This window comes from Aestuariivirga sp. (assembly GCF_965227715.1).
Taxonomy (GTDB): domain Bacteria; phylum Pseudomonadota; class Alphaproteobacteria; order Rhizobiales; family Aestuariivirgaceae; genus Aestuariivirga.
The window spans coordinates 42284-60241 of record NZ_OZ245771.1 but is presented as its reverse complement, the minus strand read 5'-3'; the positions used below and the strand labels follow the sequence as shown (position 1 = coordinate 60241).

Annotated in this window: 20 protein-coding genes and 1 other RNA gene; 6 read left to right on the top strand and 15 right to left on the bottom strand. The window is 62.3% G+C overall.

The genetic code is table 11. From position 1 onward, the window contains the following. Positions 1 to 2: 2 nt before the first annotated feature. From ACO06F_RS00265 to ACO06F_RS00245, 5 genes are all read right to left on the bottom strand, one after another. Complete coding sequence (locus tag ACO06F_RS00265; RefSeq protein ID WP_421694706.1) at positions 3 to 1712, bottom strand: peptidoglycan D,D-transpeptidase FtsI family protein; 1710 nt, start codon at positions 1710 to 1712, stop codon at positions 3 to 5. Next, entirely contained in the window at positions 1709 to 2065 is a 357-nt protein-coding gene (ftsL, locus tag ACO06F_RS00260) for a cell division protein FtsL (RefSeq protein ID WP_421694705.1), read from the bottom strand. Before ftsL ends, ACO06F_RS00265 begins: the two co-directional genes overlap by 4 nt. Continuing rightward, positions 2065 to 3069: a 16S rRNA (cytosine(1402)-N(4))-methyltransferase RsmH gene (gene rsmH, locus ACO06F_RS00255; RefSeq protein WP_421694704.1), complete on the bottom strand. Its 1005-nt coding sequence runs from the start codon at positions 3067 to 3069 to the stop codon at positions 2065 to 2067. Before rsmH ends, ftsL begins: the two co-directional genes overlap by 1 nt. A gap of 97 nt (positions 3070 to 3166) precedes the next feature. Further along, positions 3167 to 3575, bottom strand: an RNA gene (gene rnpB / locus ACO06F_RS00250) — RNase P RNA component class A. A 51-nt stretch (positions 3576 to 3626) separates the two neighbouring features. After that, positions 3627 to 5291, bottom strand: a complete 1665-nt coding sequence (locus ACO06F_RS00245) for an amidohydrolase (RefSeq protein WP_421694703.1) — start codon at positions 5289 to 5291, stop codon at positions 3627 to 3629. Positions 5292 to 5430: 139 nt separating this feature from the next. On the opposite strand from ACO06F_RS00245, the gene ACO06F_RS00240 reads away from it, so the two are divergent. Then, the gene (locus ACO06F_RS00240) at positions 5431 to 5895 is read left to right on the top strand and encodes a hypothetical protein (RefSeq protein ID WP_421694702.1); all 465 of its coding nucleotides are present in this window, start codon (positions 5431 to 5433) and stop codon (positions 5893 to 5895) included. On the opposite strand, the gene ACO06F_RS00235 is transcribed toward ACO06F_RS00240, so the two are convergent. The 4 genes from ACO06F_RS00235 to ACO06F_RS00220 all read right to left on the bottom strand — a co-directional run bounded on the left by ACO06F_RS00235 (position 5896) and on the right by ACO06F_RS00220 (position 8470). Next, entirely contained in the window at positions 5896 to 6627 is a 732-nt protein-coding gene (locus ACO06F_RS00235) for an N-acetylmuramoyl-L-alanine amidase (protein WP_421694701.1), read from the bottom strand. It abuts the gene before it with no gap. After that, positions 6624 to 7310, bottom strand: a complete 687-nt coding sequence (locus ACO06F_RS00230; RefSeq protein WP_421694700.1) for a TerB family tellurite resistance protein — start codon at positions 7308 to 7310, stop codon at positions 6624 to 6626. The genes ACO06F_RS00235 and ACO06F_RS00230 overlap by 4 nt, the downstream gene beginning before the upstream one ends. A gap of 17 nt (positions 7311 to 7327) precedes the next feature. Further along, positions 7328 to 7663 (bottom strand): hypothetical protein, encoded by a 336-nt coding sequence (locus tag ACO06F_RS00225; protein ID WP_421694699.1) that lies wholly within the window; start codon positions 7661 to 7663, stop codon positions 7328 to 7330. Between the two features lie 141 nt (positions 7664 to 7804). After that, on the bottom strand, positions 7805 to 8470 hold the full coding sequence (locus ACO06F_RS00220) for an extensin family protein (RefSeq protein WP_421694698.1): 666 nt from the start codon (positions 8468 to 8470) through the stop codon (positions 7805 to 7807). 131 nt (positions 8471 to 8601) lie between these two features. Between ACO06F_RS00220 and ACO06F_RS00215 the strand changes: the two genes are divergently transcribed. Next, on the top strand, positions 8602 to 9060 hold the full coding sequence (locus ACO06F_RS00215; RefSeq protein WP_421694697.1) for a c-type cytochrome: 459 nt from the start codon (positions 8602 to 8604) through the stop codon (positions 9058 to 9060). Between the two features lie 27 nt (positions 9061 to 9087). Here ACO06F_RS00215 and ACO06F_RS00210 read toward each other — a convergent pair whose 3' ends face one another. Next, complete coding sequence (locus tag ACO06F_RS00210) at positions 9088 to 9681, bottom strand: ABC transporter substrate-binding protein (RefSeq protein WP_421694696.1); 594 nt, start codon at positions 9679 to 9681, stop codon at positions 9088 to 9090. Between the two features lie 81 nt (positions 9682 to 9762). Beyond that, positions 9763 to 10371: an MlaC/ttg2D family ABC transporter substrate-binding protein gene (locus ACO06F_RS00205; protein WP_421694695.1), complete on the bottom strand. Its 609-nt coding sequence runs from the start codon at positions 10369 to 10371 to the stop codon at positions 9763 to 9765. Between the two features lie 187 nt (positions 10372 to 10558). Between ACO06F_RS00205 and ACO06F_RS00200 the strand changes: the two genes are divergently transcribed. Both ACO06F_RS00200 and metF read left to right on the top strand, forming a co-directional pair. Further along, positions 10559 to 11545, top strand: coding sequence for a metalloregulator ArsR/SmtB family transcription factor (locus tag ACO06F_RS00200; protein ID WP_421694694.1), 987 nt, complete (start codon positions 10559 to 10561; stop codon positions 11543 to 11545). Next, positions 11542 to 12423, top strand: coding sequence for a methylenetetrahydrofolate reductase [NAD(P)H] (gene metF / locus ACO06F_RS00195; RefSeq protein WP_421694693.1), 882 nt, complete (start codon positions 11542 to 11544; stop codon positions 12421 to 12423). Before ACO06F_RS00200 ends, metF begins: the two co-directional genes overlap by 4 nt. Before the next feature lie 12 nt (positions 12424 to 12435). Here the strand turns inward: metF and ACO06F_RS00190 are convergent, their stop codons facing one another. After that, the gene (locus ACO06F_RS00190) at positions 12436 to 13065 is read right to left on the bottom strand and encodes a glutathione S-transferase family protein (RefSeq protein ID WP_421694692.1); all 630 of its coding nucleotides are present in this window, start codon (positions 13063 to 13065) and stop codon (positions 12436 to 12438) included. A 117-nt stretch (positions 13066 to 13182) separates the two neighbouring features. On the opposite strand from ACO06F_RS00190, the gene ACO06F_RS00185 reads away from it, so the two are divergent. After that, a complete protein-coding gene (locus ACO06F_RS00185; protein ID WP_421694691.1) occupies positions 13183 to 14100 on the top strand; it encodes a lysophospholipid acyltransferase family protein in 918 nt (305 codons plus the stop codon). A gap of 171 nt (positions 14101 to 14271) precedes the next feature. Next, the gene (locus ACO06F_RS00180) at positions 14272 to 14727 is read left to right on the top strand and encodes an ABC transporter substrate-binding protein (protein WP_421694690.1); all 456 of its coding nucleotides are present in this window, start codon (positions 14272 to 14274) and stop codon (positions 14725 to 14727) included. Positions 14728 to 14822: 95 nt separating this feature from the next. Here ACO06F_RS00180 and tam read toward each other — a convergent pair whose 3' ends face one another. The 3 genes from tam to ettA all read right to left on the bottom strand — a co-directional run bounded on the left by tam (position 14823) and on the right by ettA (position 17946). Then, positions 14823 to 15593, bottom strand: a complete 771-nt coding sequence (gene tam / locus ACO06F_RS00175) for a trans-aconitate 2-methyltransferase (RefSeq protein ID WP_421694689.1) — start codon at positions 15591 to 15593, stop codon at positions 14823 to 14825. Positions 15594 to 15615: 22 nt separating this feature from the next. Beyond that, positions 15616 to 16218, bottom strand: coding sequence for a L,D-transpeptidase (locus ACO06F_RS00170; protein WP_421694688.1), 603 nt, complete (start codon positions 16216 to 16218; stop codon positions 15616 to 15618). Between the two features lie 72 nt (positions 16219 to 16290). After that, positions 16291 to 17946 carry an energy-dependent translational throttle protein EttA gene (gene ettA / locus ACO06F_RS00165; RefSeq protein ID WP_421694687.1) on the bottom strand — a complete coding sequence of 552 codons (1656 nt, stop codon included), beginning with the start codon at positions 17944 to 17946 and terminating at the stop codon, positions 16291 to 16293. Positions 17947 to 17958: the final 12 nt, after the last annotated feature.

The following is a 17958-nucleotide window of genomic DNA, read 5'->3' as shown; positions in this document are numbered from 1 at the left end:
GTTCAGTCCTTCTTCTTTTTCTCTTTTTCCTCGAGCTTTGCGAGCTTCTGGAGATCTTCTGGCGAAAACTCGGGCTCGACACCAAGCATGGGTGCAATGCGTTCGATCACCTTGGCGGCGGTTGGCACCGCGTTCCAGCCGGCGGTCGCGAAGCCATAGGTTTCGGGCAGCGCCTTCGGGTCATCGAGCATCACGAGAACGAGATATTTGGGATTGTCCATCGGGAAGGCGCCGATGAAGGAGGCGAGCCGCTGGTCTTTCGCGTAGCGCCCATTTACCACCTTTTCCGCAGTCCCCGTCTTGCCGCCTACACGATAGCCGATCACGTCGGCCTTGCTGGCAGAACCTTCGGTCGCGTTGAGACGGAAGAGATAGCGCAGTGTCTCGCTTGTCGATTGCTTGATCACCGTCTGCGCCGTGGCCAGCGCCTCTTCCTCGCTGCGCCGGAGGAAGGTGGGTGTCATCAGATGTCCGCCGTTGAGAAGTCCTGCAACCACTGCGGCACCCTGCAGGGGCTGCACGGCAAAACCGTGGCCGAAAGCAGCCGTGGCCGTGGCAAGCTTGCTCCAGTGCCGCGGCAGCAGCGGCCGCGCGGCCTCCGGCAATTCCGTCTGCAGCTTCTCGAACAGGCCGACCCGGCGGAGGAACGCCTGGTGCCGCTCGATGCCGACTTCCAGCGCCATCTTGGCCGTGCCGATATTGGACGATTCGGTGAACACCTCCGACAGCGTCAGCGGATGGTTCTGCGGGTGAAAGTCGTGAATGCGGGCATTGCCGATCACCAACGGAAAGCGTGTGTCGAACCGGCTGTCGAGCGTCACTGTGCCATAGTCCAGCGCCATGGCGAAGGTCACCGCCTTGATAACGGAGCCCAGCTCATAGACGCCGCTCGTCATGCGGTTCTGCTGGTCCTTGCCGAAGTTCTTCTTCTCCTGGTTCGGGTTGAAGTCCGGCAACGAGACGAGGCCCAGCACTTCACCCGTGTTGATGTTCATCACAATGCCGCCGCCGGCAATCGCCTTGAACTTCTCGATGGACCTGGTGATCTCGTCGATCAGCGCCGCCTGCACACGGATGTCGATCGACAATTGCGCGGGCTCGGTTCTGTGCTCGGTGGGCTCCGCCAGCGAGGCGGTGTAGATGGCGCCCTGGTCATCGAGATATTTCTCGATGCCGGCAATGCCCTTCGTGTCGAGGTCGACATAGCCCACCACATGCCCGCTCAGGCGCCCTTGCGGGTAAACACGGCGGCGCTCATTGATATAACTTACACCCGGAATGCCAAGATTATAGACGGCATCGCGCTCTTCGGGTGGCACCTGCCGCTTGATCCAGGCGAAGCGCTTGGCCGTCGTCAGCTTGCGGCGCAGGTCCTTCGCGTCGAGGTCCGGCATGGTGGCGGTCAGCAGTTCCACCGCCTCATCGATGTCGATGATCTTGGAGGGATCGGCGAAAATCGATGCAACCGCCACGTCCGTTGCCAGCAGCACGCCGTTCCTGTCGATGATGTCCGGCCGCGGCAGGCGGGCCTCGACCACCGGCCGCGGCGGTCCGTCATCCTGCTTCGGGAAAATTGTAAGATGGGTGAGCTGTGCCGCAATCGCCAGAAAGGCGAAGGTGAAGAAGATGCCGATCAGCCGGATACGGTTCTGCCCGCCCAGCTGCCGCGGGGCTTCGTCTTCCGGCAGCATTTCCAAAGGCGCATTGGTCATGGCTGCTTCATTTCGTCGATGATGGCGCCAATGGGATCAGACCCTTGCGCTTCAAGCTTGATGATGGGTTCCGCCGGAACCTTGCTGCCGATCTCATCAAGCTTCACGATCTGCTGGGCTTTGAGCGTGGTGAGGCCCAGATGCGCCTCCGCCAGCGCGCGCAGCCGGTCGGGCCTGGTGAGGCTAGACCATTCGGCATTGAGAAGGCGCATGTTCTCCGTCTCGTCCTCGATTCCATTCTGGTATTTTGCAATCTCGCGTTCGATGCCGCGGGTGGTGTGCTCCAGCGAATAGAGAATGAAGCCCGAGGCCAGCACCGTTGCGACGAGAATGAAGTTCAGAAGCTTGTGCATCAGTGGCGCGTCCCTTGCGGCACGCTGAGGCCGATCTCGTCCGCAATGGGCGGCATGGGCGGTGCTGCGGTGCGGATGCCGGCACGCAGCTTGGCGGAGCGCGCCCGCGGGTTGCGGTGGGCCTCTTCATCCGTGGCGCCGAGATGGCCCTTGAAGGGAAGCGCGAAGGATGGCTCCGGCCCCTGCACCTGATCTGGCAGGTGGCGCGATCCCGATGGCAGCTTGCCCGCGCGAGAGGCGAAAAAGCGCTTCACGATCCGGTCTTCGAGGGAATGGAAGGTGACGACGGCGAGGCGCCCGCCCGGAACCAGCATCCGCTCCGCCGCATGCAGCGCCTCGACCAGCTCATCGAGTTCGCCATTCACATGAATGCGCAGCGCCTGAAAGGTGCGGGTGGCGGGATGGATGCGGTCCGGCCGCGGGCGGCCCGTGGCCCGCTCGATTGCCTTCACCAGGCCGAAGGTGCTGGTGATCGGCGCTTCCGTGCGCGCCGCGACGATGGCGCGCGCAATGGCCCTGGCCTTTGGCTCCTCGCCGAAGACATAGATGATGTTGGAGAGCGTCTCTTGCGGCAGCATGTTGACGGCATCAGCTGCCGATGGCCCGGACTGCGCCATGCGCATGTCCAGAGGTCCGTCCCGCATGAAGGAGAATCCGCGCGCCGCCTCATCGATCTGCATGGAGGAGACGCCGATGTCGAGCACCACGCCATCAATGGGCACACCGCCAACGATCTGTTCCATATCCGCAAAGCACCCTTCGCACAGGGTGAGCCTGCCGGCTGAGGATGAGACCAGCGCCTGGCCTCCGCTAATCGCCGAAGGATCGCGGTCGATGGCGATCACCCGCGCGTTGGCGGCGCTGAGAATAGCGCGGGTATAGCCGCCGGCGCCGAAGGTGCCATCCACGTAAACGCCGCCATCGGCCGGGGCGAGTGCATCAAGCACTTCGTCCAGCATGACGGGCACGTGGGGGGCTGTTTCGTTCAACGGGGCGGCGGCCATCGCGAGCCTGGAATAGGGTGAAGAAGGCGTTAATCGTCACCCTGACATTGCCCGCCGCCTGCTTAATAAATGGTTTCCTTTTCTCCTTGCGGGAGAGAATGCCAGCCGGCCTGTAAGCCGGGTTCTGTCCCTGCGGAGGTTGCCCGCCGCATTGGATGACCATTCATCTGGAACGTCCGTTGCCGGACGCTTCACGCAACCTACCCGGGTGACTGGGCCAGAAACGGCCTGACAACCTTTTGGGCCGCCGCGTCACCCCTATTCGGTCTTGCTCCCGGTGGGGTTTGCCATGCCGCCCTCATTGCTGAGGGCGCGGTGCGCTCTTGCCGCACCATTTCACCCTTGCGTCAGGCTCCGAAGAGCCCGGGTCCGCGGTATCATTTCTGTGGCACTTTCCCTAGGGTCGCCCCCGCCGGGCGTTACCCGGCACCGTGTTTCCATGGAGCCCGGACTTTCCTCCACCGCGCCCTTTCGAGACATGCGGCAGCGGTCATCCAGCCAGCTGGCAGCTGGGAGGTAGGCCATTGGCGGTGGATTGGCAATGGCGTTCCGTGCCCCTACGCCCCGAACACCACCCGCCCGTCGCAAATCGTCATGCGCGGTGTGATGCCCTTGTAGGCCGCAGGGTCGGTCTTCTCCAGATCGACCGGCAGCACGCAGATGTCTGCCAGCAGTCCCTCCTTGAGAACCCCCGTCTTCCCCTCCATGAAACCAACATAGGCGCCGTCTTCGGTGTAGGAGCGCAGCGCCTGATCCAGGCTCTGGCGGTTGTCCGGCACAGTGCCGTTCCATTTCCCCCGCGTCATGGCGGATTGGAGCGACCATAAGGGGTCAATGTCGGAGACCGGCCAGTCAGTACCGAACACCAGCCGGGCGCCGGCGTCGCGCAATGCCTTCCAGGCGAAGGCCAGCGGCCAGCGGGCTTCGCCAATGCGGGAGAGGTAGGGCTCAAGCGGCAGGCCATGATTTCCCGGCGGATGCGGCGGCTGCACAGAGGCGATGACGCCCAGCTCCGCAAAACGTGGGATGTCGTCTGGGTGGATCACCTCCACATGCTCCACCCGGTGGCGCGAGTCGCGCCGTCCATTGGCGCGCAGTGCCGCCTCATAGCCATCGAGCACGATCCGCACCGCGCCATCGCCGATGGCATGAACCGCAATCTGCAGGCCCCGCCGGTCCGCCTCGATAGCGATCTCCGCAAAGCGCTCCGGCTCGAACAGCGGCTCGCCCTTCCAGCCCGCCCGGTCAGCATAGTCATCGACCATCACCGCTGTGCCGGAATCCGTGACGCCATCCATGAACAGCTTCACGAAACCGGATGACAGCATGTCGGACTGATAGCGCGCCGCCATCTTCGAGGCCTTCTCGAGCATTGGCAGATCCATGAAATTCTTGAAGTGGAACGGCACTTTCACACGCGCCGAGAGTTCGCCGCGCCGATGAAGTTCTTCAAGCAATTCAAGCGTATAGATGTTACCGTCCATGTTCTGGATGAAGGTAATGCCATGGCGCGCGGCATGCGCGAGCCCGGTCTTCATGGTCTCCAGATCCGCTTCGAACTCCGCCTTTGATGGGTAGGGATCGGGCTCGCCGCCGGTCACCAGCCCCAGCCTTTCGCGCTTCCCCTTGCTGGTGAGTGCGCTCACCGGGTCTATGGCCTGCCCCTCACGAAGTTCGCCCAGCGCCAGGCCGTCTGGTCCCATCACGATCTCATTGCCGGGCCCCAGCTTTCGGCCTTTGAGAATCCCTGCCCTCTCCAGCGCAATCGTATTGGCCCAGGCGGTGTGATGATCCGGCGAATAGAGCAGGATCGGCCTGTCCTTCACGATCCGGTCCAGGTGGTGCCGGGTGAGCGGCTCGTTCTCGCCGATGATGACGTAATCCGCCTGCCCGCCAATGACCAGGTCATCCCCCGGATTGGCACGAAGATAGTCTTCCGTCCGTGCCTTCAATTCATCAAAGCCGCGCGCGCCGAACAGGTTCAGATGCGAAAGCTCGGCCGCCCCCGCGAACAGGTGCATATGCCCCTCGACGAAGCCGGGGATGACGGAGCCACCGCCTGCATCCACCACCCGGGTCCCGGGGCCTGCTTCAAGCATCACTTCGGCATGGCTTCCCAAGCGGCTGATTCGATTCCCGGAAATCGCAATCGCCTCGGCCCGCGGGCGGGCTTCGTCCATGGTGTGGACGGCGGCATTGGTGATGATGAGTGTGGCTGTCATGAAAGGAGTCCATTGAAGGTTAAGGTCGGCAGCAGAAGGCGGATATTCTCGCGGGAGCCGGCGTTCCGCGCCAGATTGGCACTTCCCCGATCCCGGAAGAGCCGATAGACAGTCGCCTCATTTCCGGAAATCCGCCCATATGAAACGTCCCGTCCTTCTTTTGATTGCGCTCGGCCTGATGGCCGGCAAGGCCCTCGCACAGGAGCGGGAATGGTCGCTCGATGCAAGTGACGAAGAGGCATATCTGATCTTCGGCGTGGCCGACACGGAGGATGTGGGCGTCAGCCTGTGGTGCCCGTTGAAGAAAGGTGTGGTGAGCCTCTTCGTGCCGCAGCCCACGGAAGACCTCCAGAAGCTGAAGCGCAAAACGCTTCCCGTTACGATCAAGGCGGGGCCGGAAACGGCAACATTCGCGGGCAAGGTGGACATCAACCGGGATAATGCCATCTCAAGCGTCGAAATCCAGGTGCCGGTCTCTCACCCGCTGTTGAAAGCCATGCAGAGCTCAGACCGCTTCGACGTGAAGGTGGACCAGGCGGACGTCGTGTTCCCGCTTTATGATGCCGATGTGGCAGGACTGCTGGATCTCTGTCGCGAGAAGTGATCAGCGCCCAAGCGCGCCCACCAGCCGCTCTGCTGTCAGAAGTGTTGAACGGTCCGGAACGCCACTGACCATCCCCGGCCGGAAATGGCGCTGAAAGGCGTCCGTCACCTTGGCCGTCTGCACATCCAGTTCGCCCGTGGGCGCAATGTCATAGCCATAGGCGTTGAGCAGCAGCTGGAAGTCACGAAGCGTTGCGGCCTCCAGCGCCTGCTCATCCGGTGGTGACGGCGGGACCCAGTGTCCAACACCTGCGGCATGAAGCAAGGCCCAGTCGAAGCGCTCGCCAGGGTCGATCTTGCGGCCCGGCGCCACGTCCGAATGGGCGAGAACATTGGCAGCCGGAATCGAATGCCGCGTGAGAATGTCTTGGGCGAGCGCCACCACCGCCCGCATCTGCGCGGGCGGAAAATCGCGATAGCCCAGCAAGTGACCAGGGTTCTGTATCTCGATGCCGATCGAGCGGGAATTGGTGTCGCTCTCAGCTTGCCAGCGCGAGACTCCTGCATGCCAGGCCCGCATCTCCTCGCCCACCATCTGGGTGATGGTGCCGTCCTCGTCGACCAGATAGTGGCAGGACACGCCCGACTGCGCACTGCAGAGAAGTTCGCAGGCTGCAGCGGCACTCACCATGCCGGTATAGTGAAGGAGCAGCATATCCACGGCGCGGCCATTGCGGCGGGGCTCCACATTTGCAGCCTCCACCACCCGGTCCGCCAGCGGCGAGAGGATCACGCCGCTGTTTCCTTCATGATGCGGTCATAGGCTTCGTTCACCTTTTGAAGGCGCGCGGTCGCAATTTCGATCATCTCCGGCGGCACACCGGCGGCGATGTGGCGGTCCGGGTGGTATTCGCGCACGAGTTCGCGGTAACGCTTTCGCACCTCCTCACTGCTCGCCGTGCGGGTGAGGCCGAGGATCGCCCAGGGGTCATCCGGCTGCTCCACATGGCGCGCCCGGATCCGCGCGAAATCAGCTTCGCTGAAGCCGAAAATCTCCGCCACGCGAGCGAGAAAACCCTGCTCATCGGGGTGGTAGGCATGGTCCGCCTTGGCGATGTGGAACAAGCCATCCAGCACATCCTCCAGCACCTCGTGGCGCGCATCGAAGAGCTTGGCCACTTGCCGCGCATAGGTCTCGAAGCCCGCCACATCCTGCTTTGCGAGGTTGAAGACGCGGGCAACACCCGCCAGCTCTTCATCGGGCACGTGAAACACGCGCTTGAAGGCCGAGATCTCGTTTTGGGTCACCACGCCATCGGCCTTGGCCATCTTGGCGCCAAGTGCGATCATGCCGATGGTGAAGGCCATCGTCTTTTCGGGCGGCGTGGGTTCCCGCGATGCGAGCTGCTGCAGAAACGCCCCGACCGAGTCGCCGATCGCGGCGATGGCATCAGTGATGCGGGTCCAGATGGACATGGAAGGCCGGGCGGATCTCAGCCGTTCTTGAAGTAATAGCTGAGGCTGAACACCGGAACGTCAATGTCCTTGTGCTGGGCAAGCAGCTTTTCCACGTGCCAGGCGCGGCCGGCCGTCCAGACCGTCACCCACAGCACGGGCAGAACGCCGATTGCCATCAGCACATACATGAACATGTCCGGCAGGCCGATCAGCTTGGACATGGCCCAAACGGTGGCAACCATCGCAGAGCCGGTGAAGCACAGCATCAGCATCGTGGCGCCGGATGCCGCCATCAGGCTGCCGGTCCGGCTGAAGGCCTGCGTGCCGCCCTTTGGCGTGCCGCTCTCGGGCTTGAGGATTTCCTGTTCCATAACGGTCCATATGCGCCGGCCGGCCCAGAATTGCAATATTGGAGGCGTGGAGGCACTGCATTCGCCACTTCCCCCTCTCGCCCACGCATGTGGGGGTGAGGGGGGAACAAACCCACGGGGGGTGGGAAAGCTCGTCCCGCCCTAGCGGCAGTAACTCGACCCGCTTGCCCGGTTCTGCAAATCCAGATGCAGGTGATTTCGGTGGTGCGCGTCGGAATCGGGCCCCAGCACTGTGTGGAACGGTCCGCAGGCTTCGTCATGCACGGTGTGGAGGAAGCGCTGCTCGTCTTTGTGCCCGCGCCAGCCCTCGAGCACGCTCACCTTGCGCCCGCTTTCCAGAGTGAACGCCGCAATGTCGATCGCATTGCCATAACCGTGCTCGCTCATCTTGGCCCCGGACTTGTTGTTGCGCGGGCGGCAGGAATAGGAGGCTGCGACGTCGACGCTGATGACGCTCTCGCCGAAGCTCCGCTGTGCGGTTGGCTGCACCACGTCTTCGAGCCAGTCCTTGAGCGGTTCCGCCATCCCGCAATTCATCGTTGCGTTCTTGCTGAAGCTCACGGAGCCCAGGGACTGCACCTTCCAGGCATTGGGCACTTCGCAGCCATTGCCTTCATCGATGTTGCGGATCTTCTCCGCAAGGCCGATACGTGATGGCTTGATCTGGCATGAATTCTCCGGCGCACGCAGTCCTTGCGTGTCGAACCGTGCTGTCTTGTGCACATTGGATGAGGATGAGCAGCCAGCGAGAACCGCGGCTGCACCGGCAACCGCAATCAGCTTGCGAAAGACAGAATGTGAAAACACTGGGTTACGCCACTCACCGGAAACACGAGGTGGAGTTAAGCCCGTCAGGGTTAACGATCCCTCAATTGACCAATATCAAGGCCCACCGGCCATCATGGCGCGATGGTCTTCACAGTTGCGGAGGAATGAAGATGAAGCACAGATATCTGATGATGAGCATGTTGGTTGCAGCGATGATGGTCGCGGGCACACAGCAGGCAGCAGCAGCCTCCACTTCGGGTGCGGGCCTCGTCAGCGAAGGCATCAGCCTTGAACTTGGCCGCCGGGACTTCGTCAATTATTGCGCAGCCTGCCATGGCGTAGACGCGAAGGGCGATGGCACGCTCGGTGAATTCCTCACGCTCTCGGTGCCGGATTTGACCAGGCTTTCGAAGCTCAACGCGGGAAAGTTCCCCACCGAACGCGTGACGGATGTAATTGACGGCCGTGTCGACGTGAAAGTCCACGGCATGCGCGACATGCCGGTCTGGGGAGACTGGTTCAACCGCGAAGCCGCAAGCACGGAAGCTGGAAAACAAGCCCGCGACCTCGTGGTGCAGGATCGCATCTCATCGCTGATTACCTATCTCGAGAGCATTCAGGCGAAGTGAGCCGCAGCGTGCGAAAGGTTCGCTTCCTCAGCGGTTCAGCGCCGTCACCAATTGCGCCACGTCACCATTGCGTTTGGACAGGAATGACGTGAAGATGCCGCGCTGCAGGTAGATCAAGGAGAAGCCAAGAATCTTGGCATCTGCAACCTTGTAGCCGCCGCCGCGCTTTGAAAGCCGCCACACAACCGTGTAGGACTGCCCGTTCAGGAGATAGACCTTGGTGTCGACATTGATGTTGTCACCATCCTTGTCGGCATCGCCGATGTCATATTTCGAAATCACGTATTCGCGAGACTGATCGGCGAAATAGCGCGCCATGAATGTGGCGGTGCCCGCGTAATAGGCCGCCTTCTGCGAGGCCTGAAGCTTGGAGCGGTATTGGCCCAGCGAATAATCCGCAATCGCTGGAACATCGGCATGGCGCAGGATCGCGCGTTTGAAGCTTGCAACCGTGCCCTGGCGATGGGCATTCAGCATGTCCTTCGCCACCTTGCGCATATAGGCAATGGCGGCGTCATCCCCGGCGGCCGCGGCAGCGGGCGCGGCGAACAGCGCGGCAAGCCCGGCGAGGGCCACACGCCGCGTCACTCCTGCGGGCTTAGGCTGTCGGCTGTTGGACATGATTCGCTTTCTCGTGACCCTGCTCACACGTCACGCCATAATCACAGCCTCAGGTCGCGTCAACAACGGCCGGGCGGAGCACTACCAGGTTTCCGCCTCGCGCAACTCTGCAAACAGCGGCCCGAAATCACCCTTGGAAGACTTGAGCACCTTGGAGAAGCGGTCCTTCATTGCAATGGTCAGCCACACGCCCTTGATGTTGACGTCGCTCACGCGGAAGCCGCCGCCTGAAGGCGTCAGGCGCCAGCGCACCTGTTCGCGCCCGCCGCCACCGGTGATCTCACTCTGGATGACGGTGAACTTGCCCTGCTGCGTGGTCGATTTGATGTCGAGCTTGTTGCCGCGGAAATCGTCGACGTAATAGACGAACAGTGCGGCGGCGTAGTTGCTCACCAGCGTGTAGAATTCGCTGCGCTTGTCCGGCGGCAGTTTCTTCACATAGGGCCCCAGCGCATAATCCGCGATGCCCTTGAGATTAATGTAACGGTTCAGCAAAGACGCGAATTGCCCGCGCAGCGCCGTGCCCTTGCGGCCCGTGTTGGCAAGCTTCATCACGTCATCGGCAATATTGATGACATAGTCTTCCGCGGCCGCATTGGCCGCCGCCGGTGTAACCATTGCAAAAAGGGCCGCAACGGCAACCCCGCACAATTCCCGCCGGGAAAGCGGGCGTTTCCCCTGATTGTTCATAGAACCTCCACGTTCAGCTGGTTTCCAGCATCCTGATCGCACCAATAGGCCGCGAAATCTTGACGATTGCAAGACTTCGGCATGTTTCCGCCCGCAGAGATGGAATCGACTGCAAACTATCCCGGCTCAGTTCTCATCTTGCGATCTACATAAAGATATGTTTATGTAGTTATAGAGGTGCATGGGCATGGAAGAACTGCTGTCCGGGCTGCGCGCCGCGGCGGAATCAACCCGCGTGCGCATCTTGTTCATACTCGCCCATGGCGAGGCCAATGTCAGCGAGCTGACCCAAATCCTGGGCCAGAGCCAGCCGCGCGTGAGTCGCCACCTGAAGCTCATGGCGGAAGCGGGCCTCATCATCCGCCACAAGGAAGGAAATTGGGTTCTGTTCCGCCTCCGGGAGGAGGATATGGGCGGTGCCCTGGCCCGGGCCATCGTCGACCTTCTTCCCGGAGCTGATCCCGTTCTGGCGGGTGATCTCGCCCGGCTTGAAGATATCCGCAACCGCCGGGCCGAAGCCGCATCCCGCTATTTCGCCGAAAACGCCACCCGCTGGGAGCAACTTCGCTCGCTCCATGTGCGGGAGGAGGATGTGGAGCAGGCCATGGTCCGCCTTGCGGGTCAGGCGCCGATCAGACTCCATGTGGACCTGGGCACCGGCACCGGCGCCGTTCTGCGGCGCTTCGCCAGCTTTGCCCAGCAATCGATCGGCATCGATTCCAGCCGGGACATGCTGGCAATCGCACGCGTGAACCTTGAGGCCGCAGGCGTTCGCAATGCGCAAGTCCGCCATGGCGAGATCTATGCCCTGCCCTTCCCCGATGGCTTTGCGGATTTCGTCACCATCCATCAGGTGCTGCACTTCCTGGAGGATCCGGCCCGCGCGCTGGCCGAGGCCGCTCGCATCCTGGAGCCCGGCGGCCGCCTGATGATCGTCGATTTTGCGCCCCATGATCTGGATGAGCTTCGCACCGACCACGCCCACCGCCGCCTCGGCATAGCCGCCGAAAGCATGGCCCAATGGCTCACCCGCGCCGGGCTCACCCTCACCCAGCATGATGTGCTGCCGCCGCCCTGGCGTCCGCAGGGCACGGGCCTCACCGTGTCTCTGTGGCTTGCAACTGCGCCAGGCTCCACCCTCTCCCATGCGCCGATGAAGGATCACGCCACATGATCGCGTTTGCTGACGATGTCTCGGGGATCAGCGTCTCCTTCGAGTTCTTCCCGCCCAAAGCAGACGGCGATGAAAGCTTCTGGCGCACCATCCGCAAGCTGGAGACGGTTCAACCCAGCTTCGTCTCCGTCACCTATGGCGCGGGCGGCACCACCAGGGACCGCACCTTGAACACCGTGCGCCGCATTGCGTCGGAAACCAGCCTTAAGCCTGCCGCCCATCTGACCTGCGTCGGCGCCAGCAAGGCGGAGGTGAATGCGGTCGTAAAGGATTTCGCCGAGGCCGGCGTCCGCCACATCGTGGCCCTGCGCGGCGATCCGCCGGGGGGCGTCGGCACCCGCTTCGTGCCCCACCCCGAAGGCTATCGCAACGCCGCGGATCTGGTGCGCGGCATCCGCGAACTGGGCGATTTCGAAATCTCCGTGTCAGCCTATCCGGAGCGGCACCCGGAATCCGTCTCGATCGAGGAGGATCTGGCCTTCATGGCAGACAAGGCCGAGCACGGGGCCACCCGCGCCGTCTCGCAATTCTTCTTCCACAATGCCTTTTTCCTGAGGCTCAGGGACCGCATTGCCGCGCGCGGCATCGACATTGAACTGGTGCCGGGCATTCTGCCGATCACCTCCTTCGCCCGCGTCAGCGAATTTGCTGGCCGCTGTGGCGCCCACGTGCCGCCGGCACTTGCCACCCGGTTCGAGGGCCTCGATGATGACCCCGAAACTCGCAACCTCGTCGCCGCCATGGTCGCCGCCGAACAGGTGGATGCGCTGCGGCGGGAAGGTGTGAAGCACTTCCACTTCTACACCCTGAACCGCGCCGACTTGGTCTACGCAATATGCCGCGTGCTGGGGCTGGGGGCGGCGGCGAAGGCCGCGTGACCGTCGCCGTTCCTAGAACGTCATCTCGTTTCGCGCCCACACTTTCCGCACGGCGTCATGCTGCACAACGGCGTCATACATCCGTTTCAAATTCGGGTGGCGGGCAAACAGGCCGGGCACATCGGGCACCCAGCTGCAGAGCATTGCGGCGTAGATATCAGCTGCACTCATGACGGGTCCGAGAATGAACGGTCCTTCGCCCAGGGCCGCCGCATAGATGGCGAATTCGGCCGTCATCATCTCTTCGGCTTTCGCCTGGATGCCCGGGGCCTCGGCTGTGGCGGTGGTATAGCGCTGCGGATAGAACAGGCGCAGATCGCTCATGTAGATGGTCGTTCCCATATAGACCATCCAGCGCAGGAAACGCGCGCGGTCCGGCGCATCGGCGGCAGGTGAAAGGCCCGCCTCCGGATACCGGTCGGCGAGGTAGATCATCATCGCCACGCTTTCCGTCATCACACTGTCATCGGGCAGGATGAGCGTTGGCACTTCGGCCTTGGGATTAATGGCATGGAAGAAATCTTCGAAGGACCCGTCCGGCTTCCGGTCCAGAACAATGACCCGGTAGTCTGCCCCGCAAGCGGCGAGCAGCGCTTCGACGGCCATCGAGCCGGCCTGATTTCGTGCATAAAGAGTGTACATGGCGAATCCTCCCTTGCCGGCCATATACCACAGGGTGAGGTGCAGCGTGTTCTTCCTCCATTGCATGCACCCCGGCGAAATGCGAAGGATGATGAGTTTCATCACCACCGGCCGCCCATGGCGAAGTCCATCGCATCCCTCACCCCGAAGAAAGTTCGGTTCAGCTATTCAACCGCCGATCAGCCCGTGCTGCAGCGCGCTGTCATTCAGGCGATTGAGAAGATCGGCGGCCAGAGGAAGCTCAAGAAACTTTACGTGCAGCATCAGAAGAATCTGAAGAACGGTGAAAACTTCTTCGATTCGGCCATCCGCCTGCTGCGCATGAAGCTGGACTATGACGAGGAGGCGCTGGCGCGCACCCCCAAGACCGGTCCCGTCCTGTTCATCGCCAACCACCCCTATGGCGTGCTGGACGGTATCACCCTCACCTGGCTTGCAACCAAGGTGCGCCCGGATACCAAGGTGCTGGCCAATGATGTTCTGTGCCAGGCGCCGGAGGCCGCGGCAAATCTCCTGCCCGTGGCCTTTGCCCCCACCCGCGAGGCGCGGGAAACCAACGTGAACTCCCGCCTTGCAGCGCAAGCCTGGCTGAAACAGGGCCATGCGATCGGCATCTTTCCAGGGGGCGGCGTGTCGACGTCGGAAAAGCCCCTGCGCGGGCCTGCGGTCGATCTGCCATGGGCGCCGTTTACGGCGAAGCTCCTGCGGGCATCGCAGGCCACGGTCGTGCCTGTGTTTTTCGTGGGCCAGAATTCACGGCTGTTTCAGCTCGCCAGCCATCTGAGCCTCACGCTGCGCCTCTCGCTCGTCTTCCGTGAAACGGCAAGGCGAATCGGATCGCGCCTCAAGATCCGCGTGGGGGAACCAATTCCATTTTCGGAAATTGCCCATATCGAAGACCGTGCCGAACTTGTGATGGAACTTCGGAAGCGGGCCTTCGCACTTGCGAGACCAGAGGACATAAAAGGATCGAATCTCGACCTTCATTTGCGTGAAGCCAGGATCAAGGGCGGAAAACCCAAGAACGAGGATTGACGGGCTGCGGAACTTAGCAGACCCTTAATCGTCTTGTGTTGCTGTTTGTTGCTCAGCCGGAGATCTATGGTGAAACCGTTTCGAAATTTTCTTGCCGCAACGTTAGCAATCGTTTTGTCACTGCTGGTGCATACCACGGCACAGGCGGACAGCTGCCCCGCGGCTGACTTTGTGAAAAGCGCCGGTCAGGCTTATGACCGCGCCGCCTCGTCTGGTTCGCCCGCCGCCTTCGCCAGCGCTGCGGACCGCTACACGGATCTCCGCTCGCTCAGCCTCTTCGCCCTGGGAAAATACCGTAAGGACCTCCCCAAGTCGCGCGAGGCTGAATATCTGCGCCTCACGCGCCAGTTCATCGGCACGCTGCTGAAAAAACATGGCAGCGGTTTCCGTGGCGGTGCTCTTCAGATCCTCGAATGCACCGGATCGGGAAATGACCTTGTGGTGAAGGCGCGCGCCGCGAGCGGCAGCAAGGTCACCTTCCGCCTGTCGCGCGCCGGCGGCGGCTATACGGTGCGGGACGTCAATATGCAGGGCGTGTGGCTTGGCCAGCAGATGCGCAACAAATTCACCAGCACCATCGCCCGCAGCGGATCAATCGACGGCCTCTTCGCCTATTTGCGCGGTTGACGTGGTTCCCTTCTCCTGTTGCGGAACGCAATGGGAGAAGGTGCCCGAAGGGCGGATGAGGGCCCTTCTTTCCAAGCTACGTAAAGAGTGTCTGTTTAGCGCAGCCCAACCATGAACAGCCGCGGAAAGCGCAGCAGCACCGTCCCGTCAGCCTGCTCCGGATAGGCCTCGCGCAGCAGCAGGCGGTATTGCCCGAGAAAATCCTCGCGCTCTGCCGGGTCGAGCGGCGCCAGAAAGGGCCGGAGCCCGGTGGTCGAAAGCCAGGCGATGATTCCGTCCACGCCCATGAGGGGGTGATTGTAGATCGTGTGCCAGATGTCGAGATGCCGGAACAGCGGCTTCAGCCGCCGGTAGTAATCCGGAACGCCGGGCAAGGCGTCACGTGCCGCCTGCGCCGCGCCAAGCTTTGCGGACCATGGGCCCTGCCCCGCCGCAACCCGCATCAGCGCGTGGCTCTGTTCCATCAGATTGTCCGGCATCTGCACCGCGAGAACCCCACCAGCGGAGAGGGACCCACTAAGCCGCGCCAGCACATCGAGATGGTCCGGCACCCACTGGAACGCAGCGTTGGAGAACATGAGATCCGGCGCATCGACGGGCGTCCACTCGGCCAGATCGCCCGCCACGAAATCCGCCCCCGCGCAGGCCTTGCGCGCCGCCTCCAGCATGGCGGGCGAATTGTCCACCCCCGTCACATGCGCCAGCGGATAACGCTCGACCAGCAGTGCCGTCGAATTCCCGGGCCCGCAGCCCAAATCATAAAGCCGGCGCGGCTCCATCAGCGGCACCTGCGCCAGCAAATCCCGCGCAGGTCTGGTGCGCTCATCGGCGAAGGTCAGATATTTCTCGGGCTGCCAGTCACTCATGGCTGCCGCCTGCGGCCGCTCCTCAATATTCCAGCACCACCACTTTGGTGCCGAGCTGCACGCGGTTATAGAGGTCGATGATGTCCACGTTGAGCAGGCTCACACAGCCCGCCGTCTTCTTGCGGCCGATCAGCGAAGGGTCATGGGATCCGTGGATGCGGTAGATGGTGTCGACATCGCCCTGATAGAGATAGAGCGCGCGTGCGCCCATAGGATTTTCCGGGCCGCCCGGCATGCCACCTGGCACATATTTGGCGAGCTTGGGGAATTCCGCGAGGTGCTCCGGCGTGGGCGTCCATGTCGGCCACTTCTCCATGCGGCCGATACTGGCCTGGCCTGACCATGTGCGGCCCTGCTTGCCCACTGAGGCACCATAGCGGATCGCCTTGCCATTGCCGAGGATCAGGTAAAGAAACCGCTTCTTCGGATCCACCACGATGGTTCCGGGCGCTTCCGCGCTCTCAAAATCCACTTCTTTGCGGCGGTATTTAAACTCGATCTTGTTCTCTTCGTCCTTGACCGGAAACGGCTCCTGGGAAAGGTCGACCGCCGCCACCTGGGCAAAAGCGGGCGTAGCGGCGGCAGCGGCAAGCGAGGCGAGGAACAGGCGGCGGGAAATGGTCATGGGTCTGGTCGCGAAGTGTGAACGGGAAACCGTCCTCTAGCACGCGCCGCGCCCGCCGTCACCTGAGCGCCCCTACCTTGCGAACTGCTTGTAACGGATGCGCTTCGGCATCACGCTGTCCTCGCCCAGGCGGCGCTTCTTGTCTTCCTCATAGTCCTGGAAATTGCCCTCGAACCATTCCACATGGCTGTCGCCCTCGAAGGCCAGAATATGGGTGGCAAGGCGGTCGAGGAACATGCGGTCATGGCTGATGACCACGGCGCAGCCGGCGAAATCCTCCAACGCCTCCTCAAGAGCGGCGAGGGTTTCGGTGTCGAGGTCGTTCGTCGGCTCGTCGAGGAGCAGCACATTGGCCCCCGTCTTCAGCATTTTGGCCAGATGGACGCGGTTCCGCTGCCCGCCCGAAAGGTTCCCCACCTTCTGCTGCTGGTCCCCGCCCTTGAAGTTGAAGGCGCCCGTGTAGGCCCGCGAATTCATCTCGCGCTTGCCGAGGTAGATGATGTCATTGCCGCCGGAGATCTCCTGCCAGACCGTCTTGTCCGGGTCGAGCGAATCGCGGGACTGATCGACATAGCCCATATGCACGCTCTCACCGATGGTGATGGTGCCGGTATCGGGCTGCTCTTGGCCGGTGATCATGCGGAACAGCGTGGTCTTGCCCGCGCCGTTGGGCCCGATGATGCCCACAATACCGCCGGGCGGCAGCTTGAAGGACAAGCTATCGATCAGCAGCCGGTCGCCATAGGCCTTGGACACGCCTTCGAGGTTGATCACCGTATTGCCCAGCCGCTCGCCCGGCGGAATGATGATCTGCGCTGTCGTGGACTTGAGGCGGTCCTCGTTCACCTTCAACAGCTCGTCATAGGCCTTGATGCGCGCCTTGGACTTGGCCTGCCTGGCCTTGGGGGAAGCGGAAATCCACTCCTGCTCGCGCGCCAGTGACTTCTCACGCGCCGCATCCTCACGCGATTCCTGCGCAAAGCGCTTGGATTTCTGGCCGAGATAGGCGGAGTAATTGCCTTCGTAAGGAATGCCGCGGCCACGGTCGAGCTCCAGGATCCAGCTCGTCACATTGTCGAGGAAGTAACGGTCATGGGTGACGATCAGGATTGCACCCGGATAATCCCGCAAATGATGCTCAAGCCAGTTCACCGACTCGGCGTCCAGATGGTTGGTGGGTTCGTCCAGCAGCAGCAGGTCGGGCTTCCTGAGCAAAAGCTGCGTCAGCGCCACGCGGCGCTTTTCACCGCCGGAGAGATTGTCGATCTGCGCATCTCCCGGCGGGCAGCGCAGCGCGTCCATCGCCTGCTCCACCTGCGATTCGAGGTCCCACAGATTCTGCGCGTCGATCACGTCCTGCAGCTTGCCGGCCTTCTCGGCGTTCTCGTCATTGTAGTCGGCCATAAGCTCATTATACTGGTCGAGGATCGCCTTCTTGTGCGCCACCCCTTCCATCACATTGCCCATCACGTCGAGCGCCGGGTCAAGCTCCGGCTCCTGCTGAAGGTAGCCAACCGTCGCGCCATCGGCCAGCCACGCCTCGCCGTTCCACTCCGTATCGAGCCCCGCCATGATACGGAGAAGCGTGGACTTGCCGGAGCCGTTGGGCCCCAGCACGCCGATCTTGGCATCCGGATAGAAGGAGAGATGAATGTTCTCGAGAACCTTCTTGCCACCGGCATAGGCCTTGGTGAGACCACTCATGTGATAGATGAACTGACGGGCCATCGCGTGACGTCT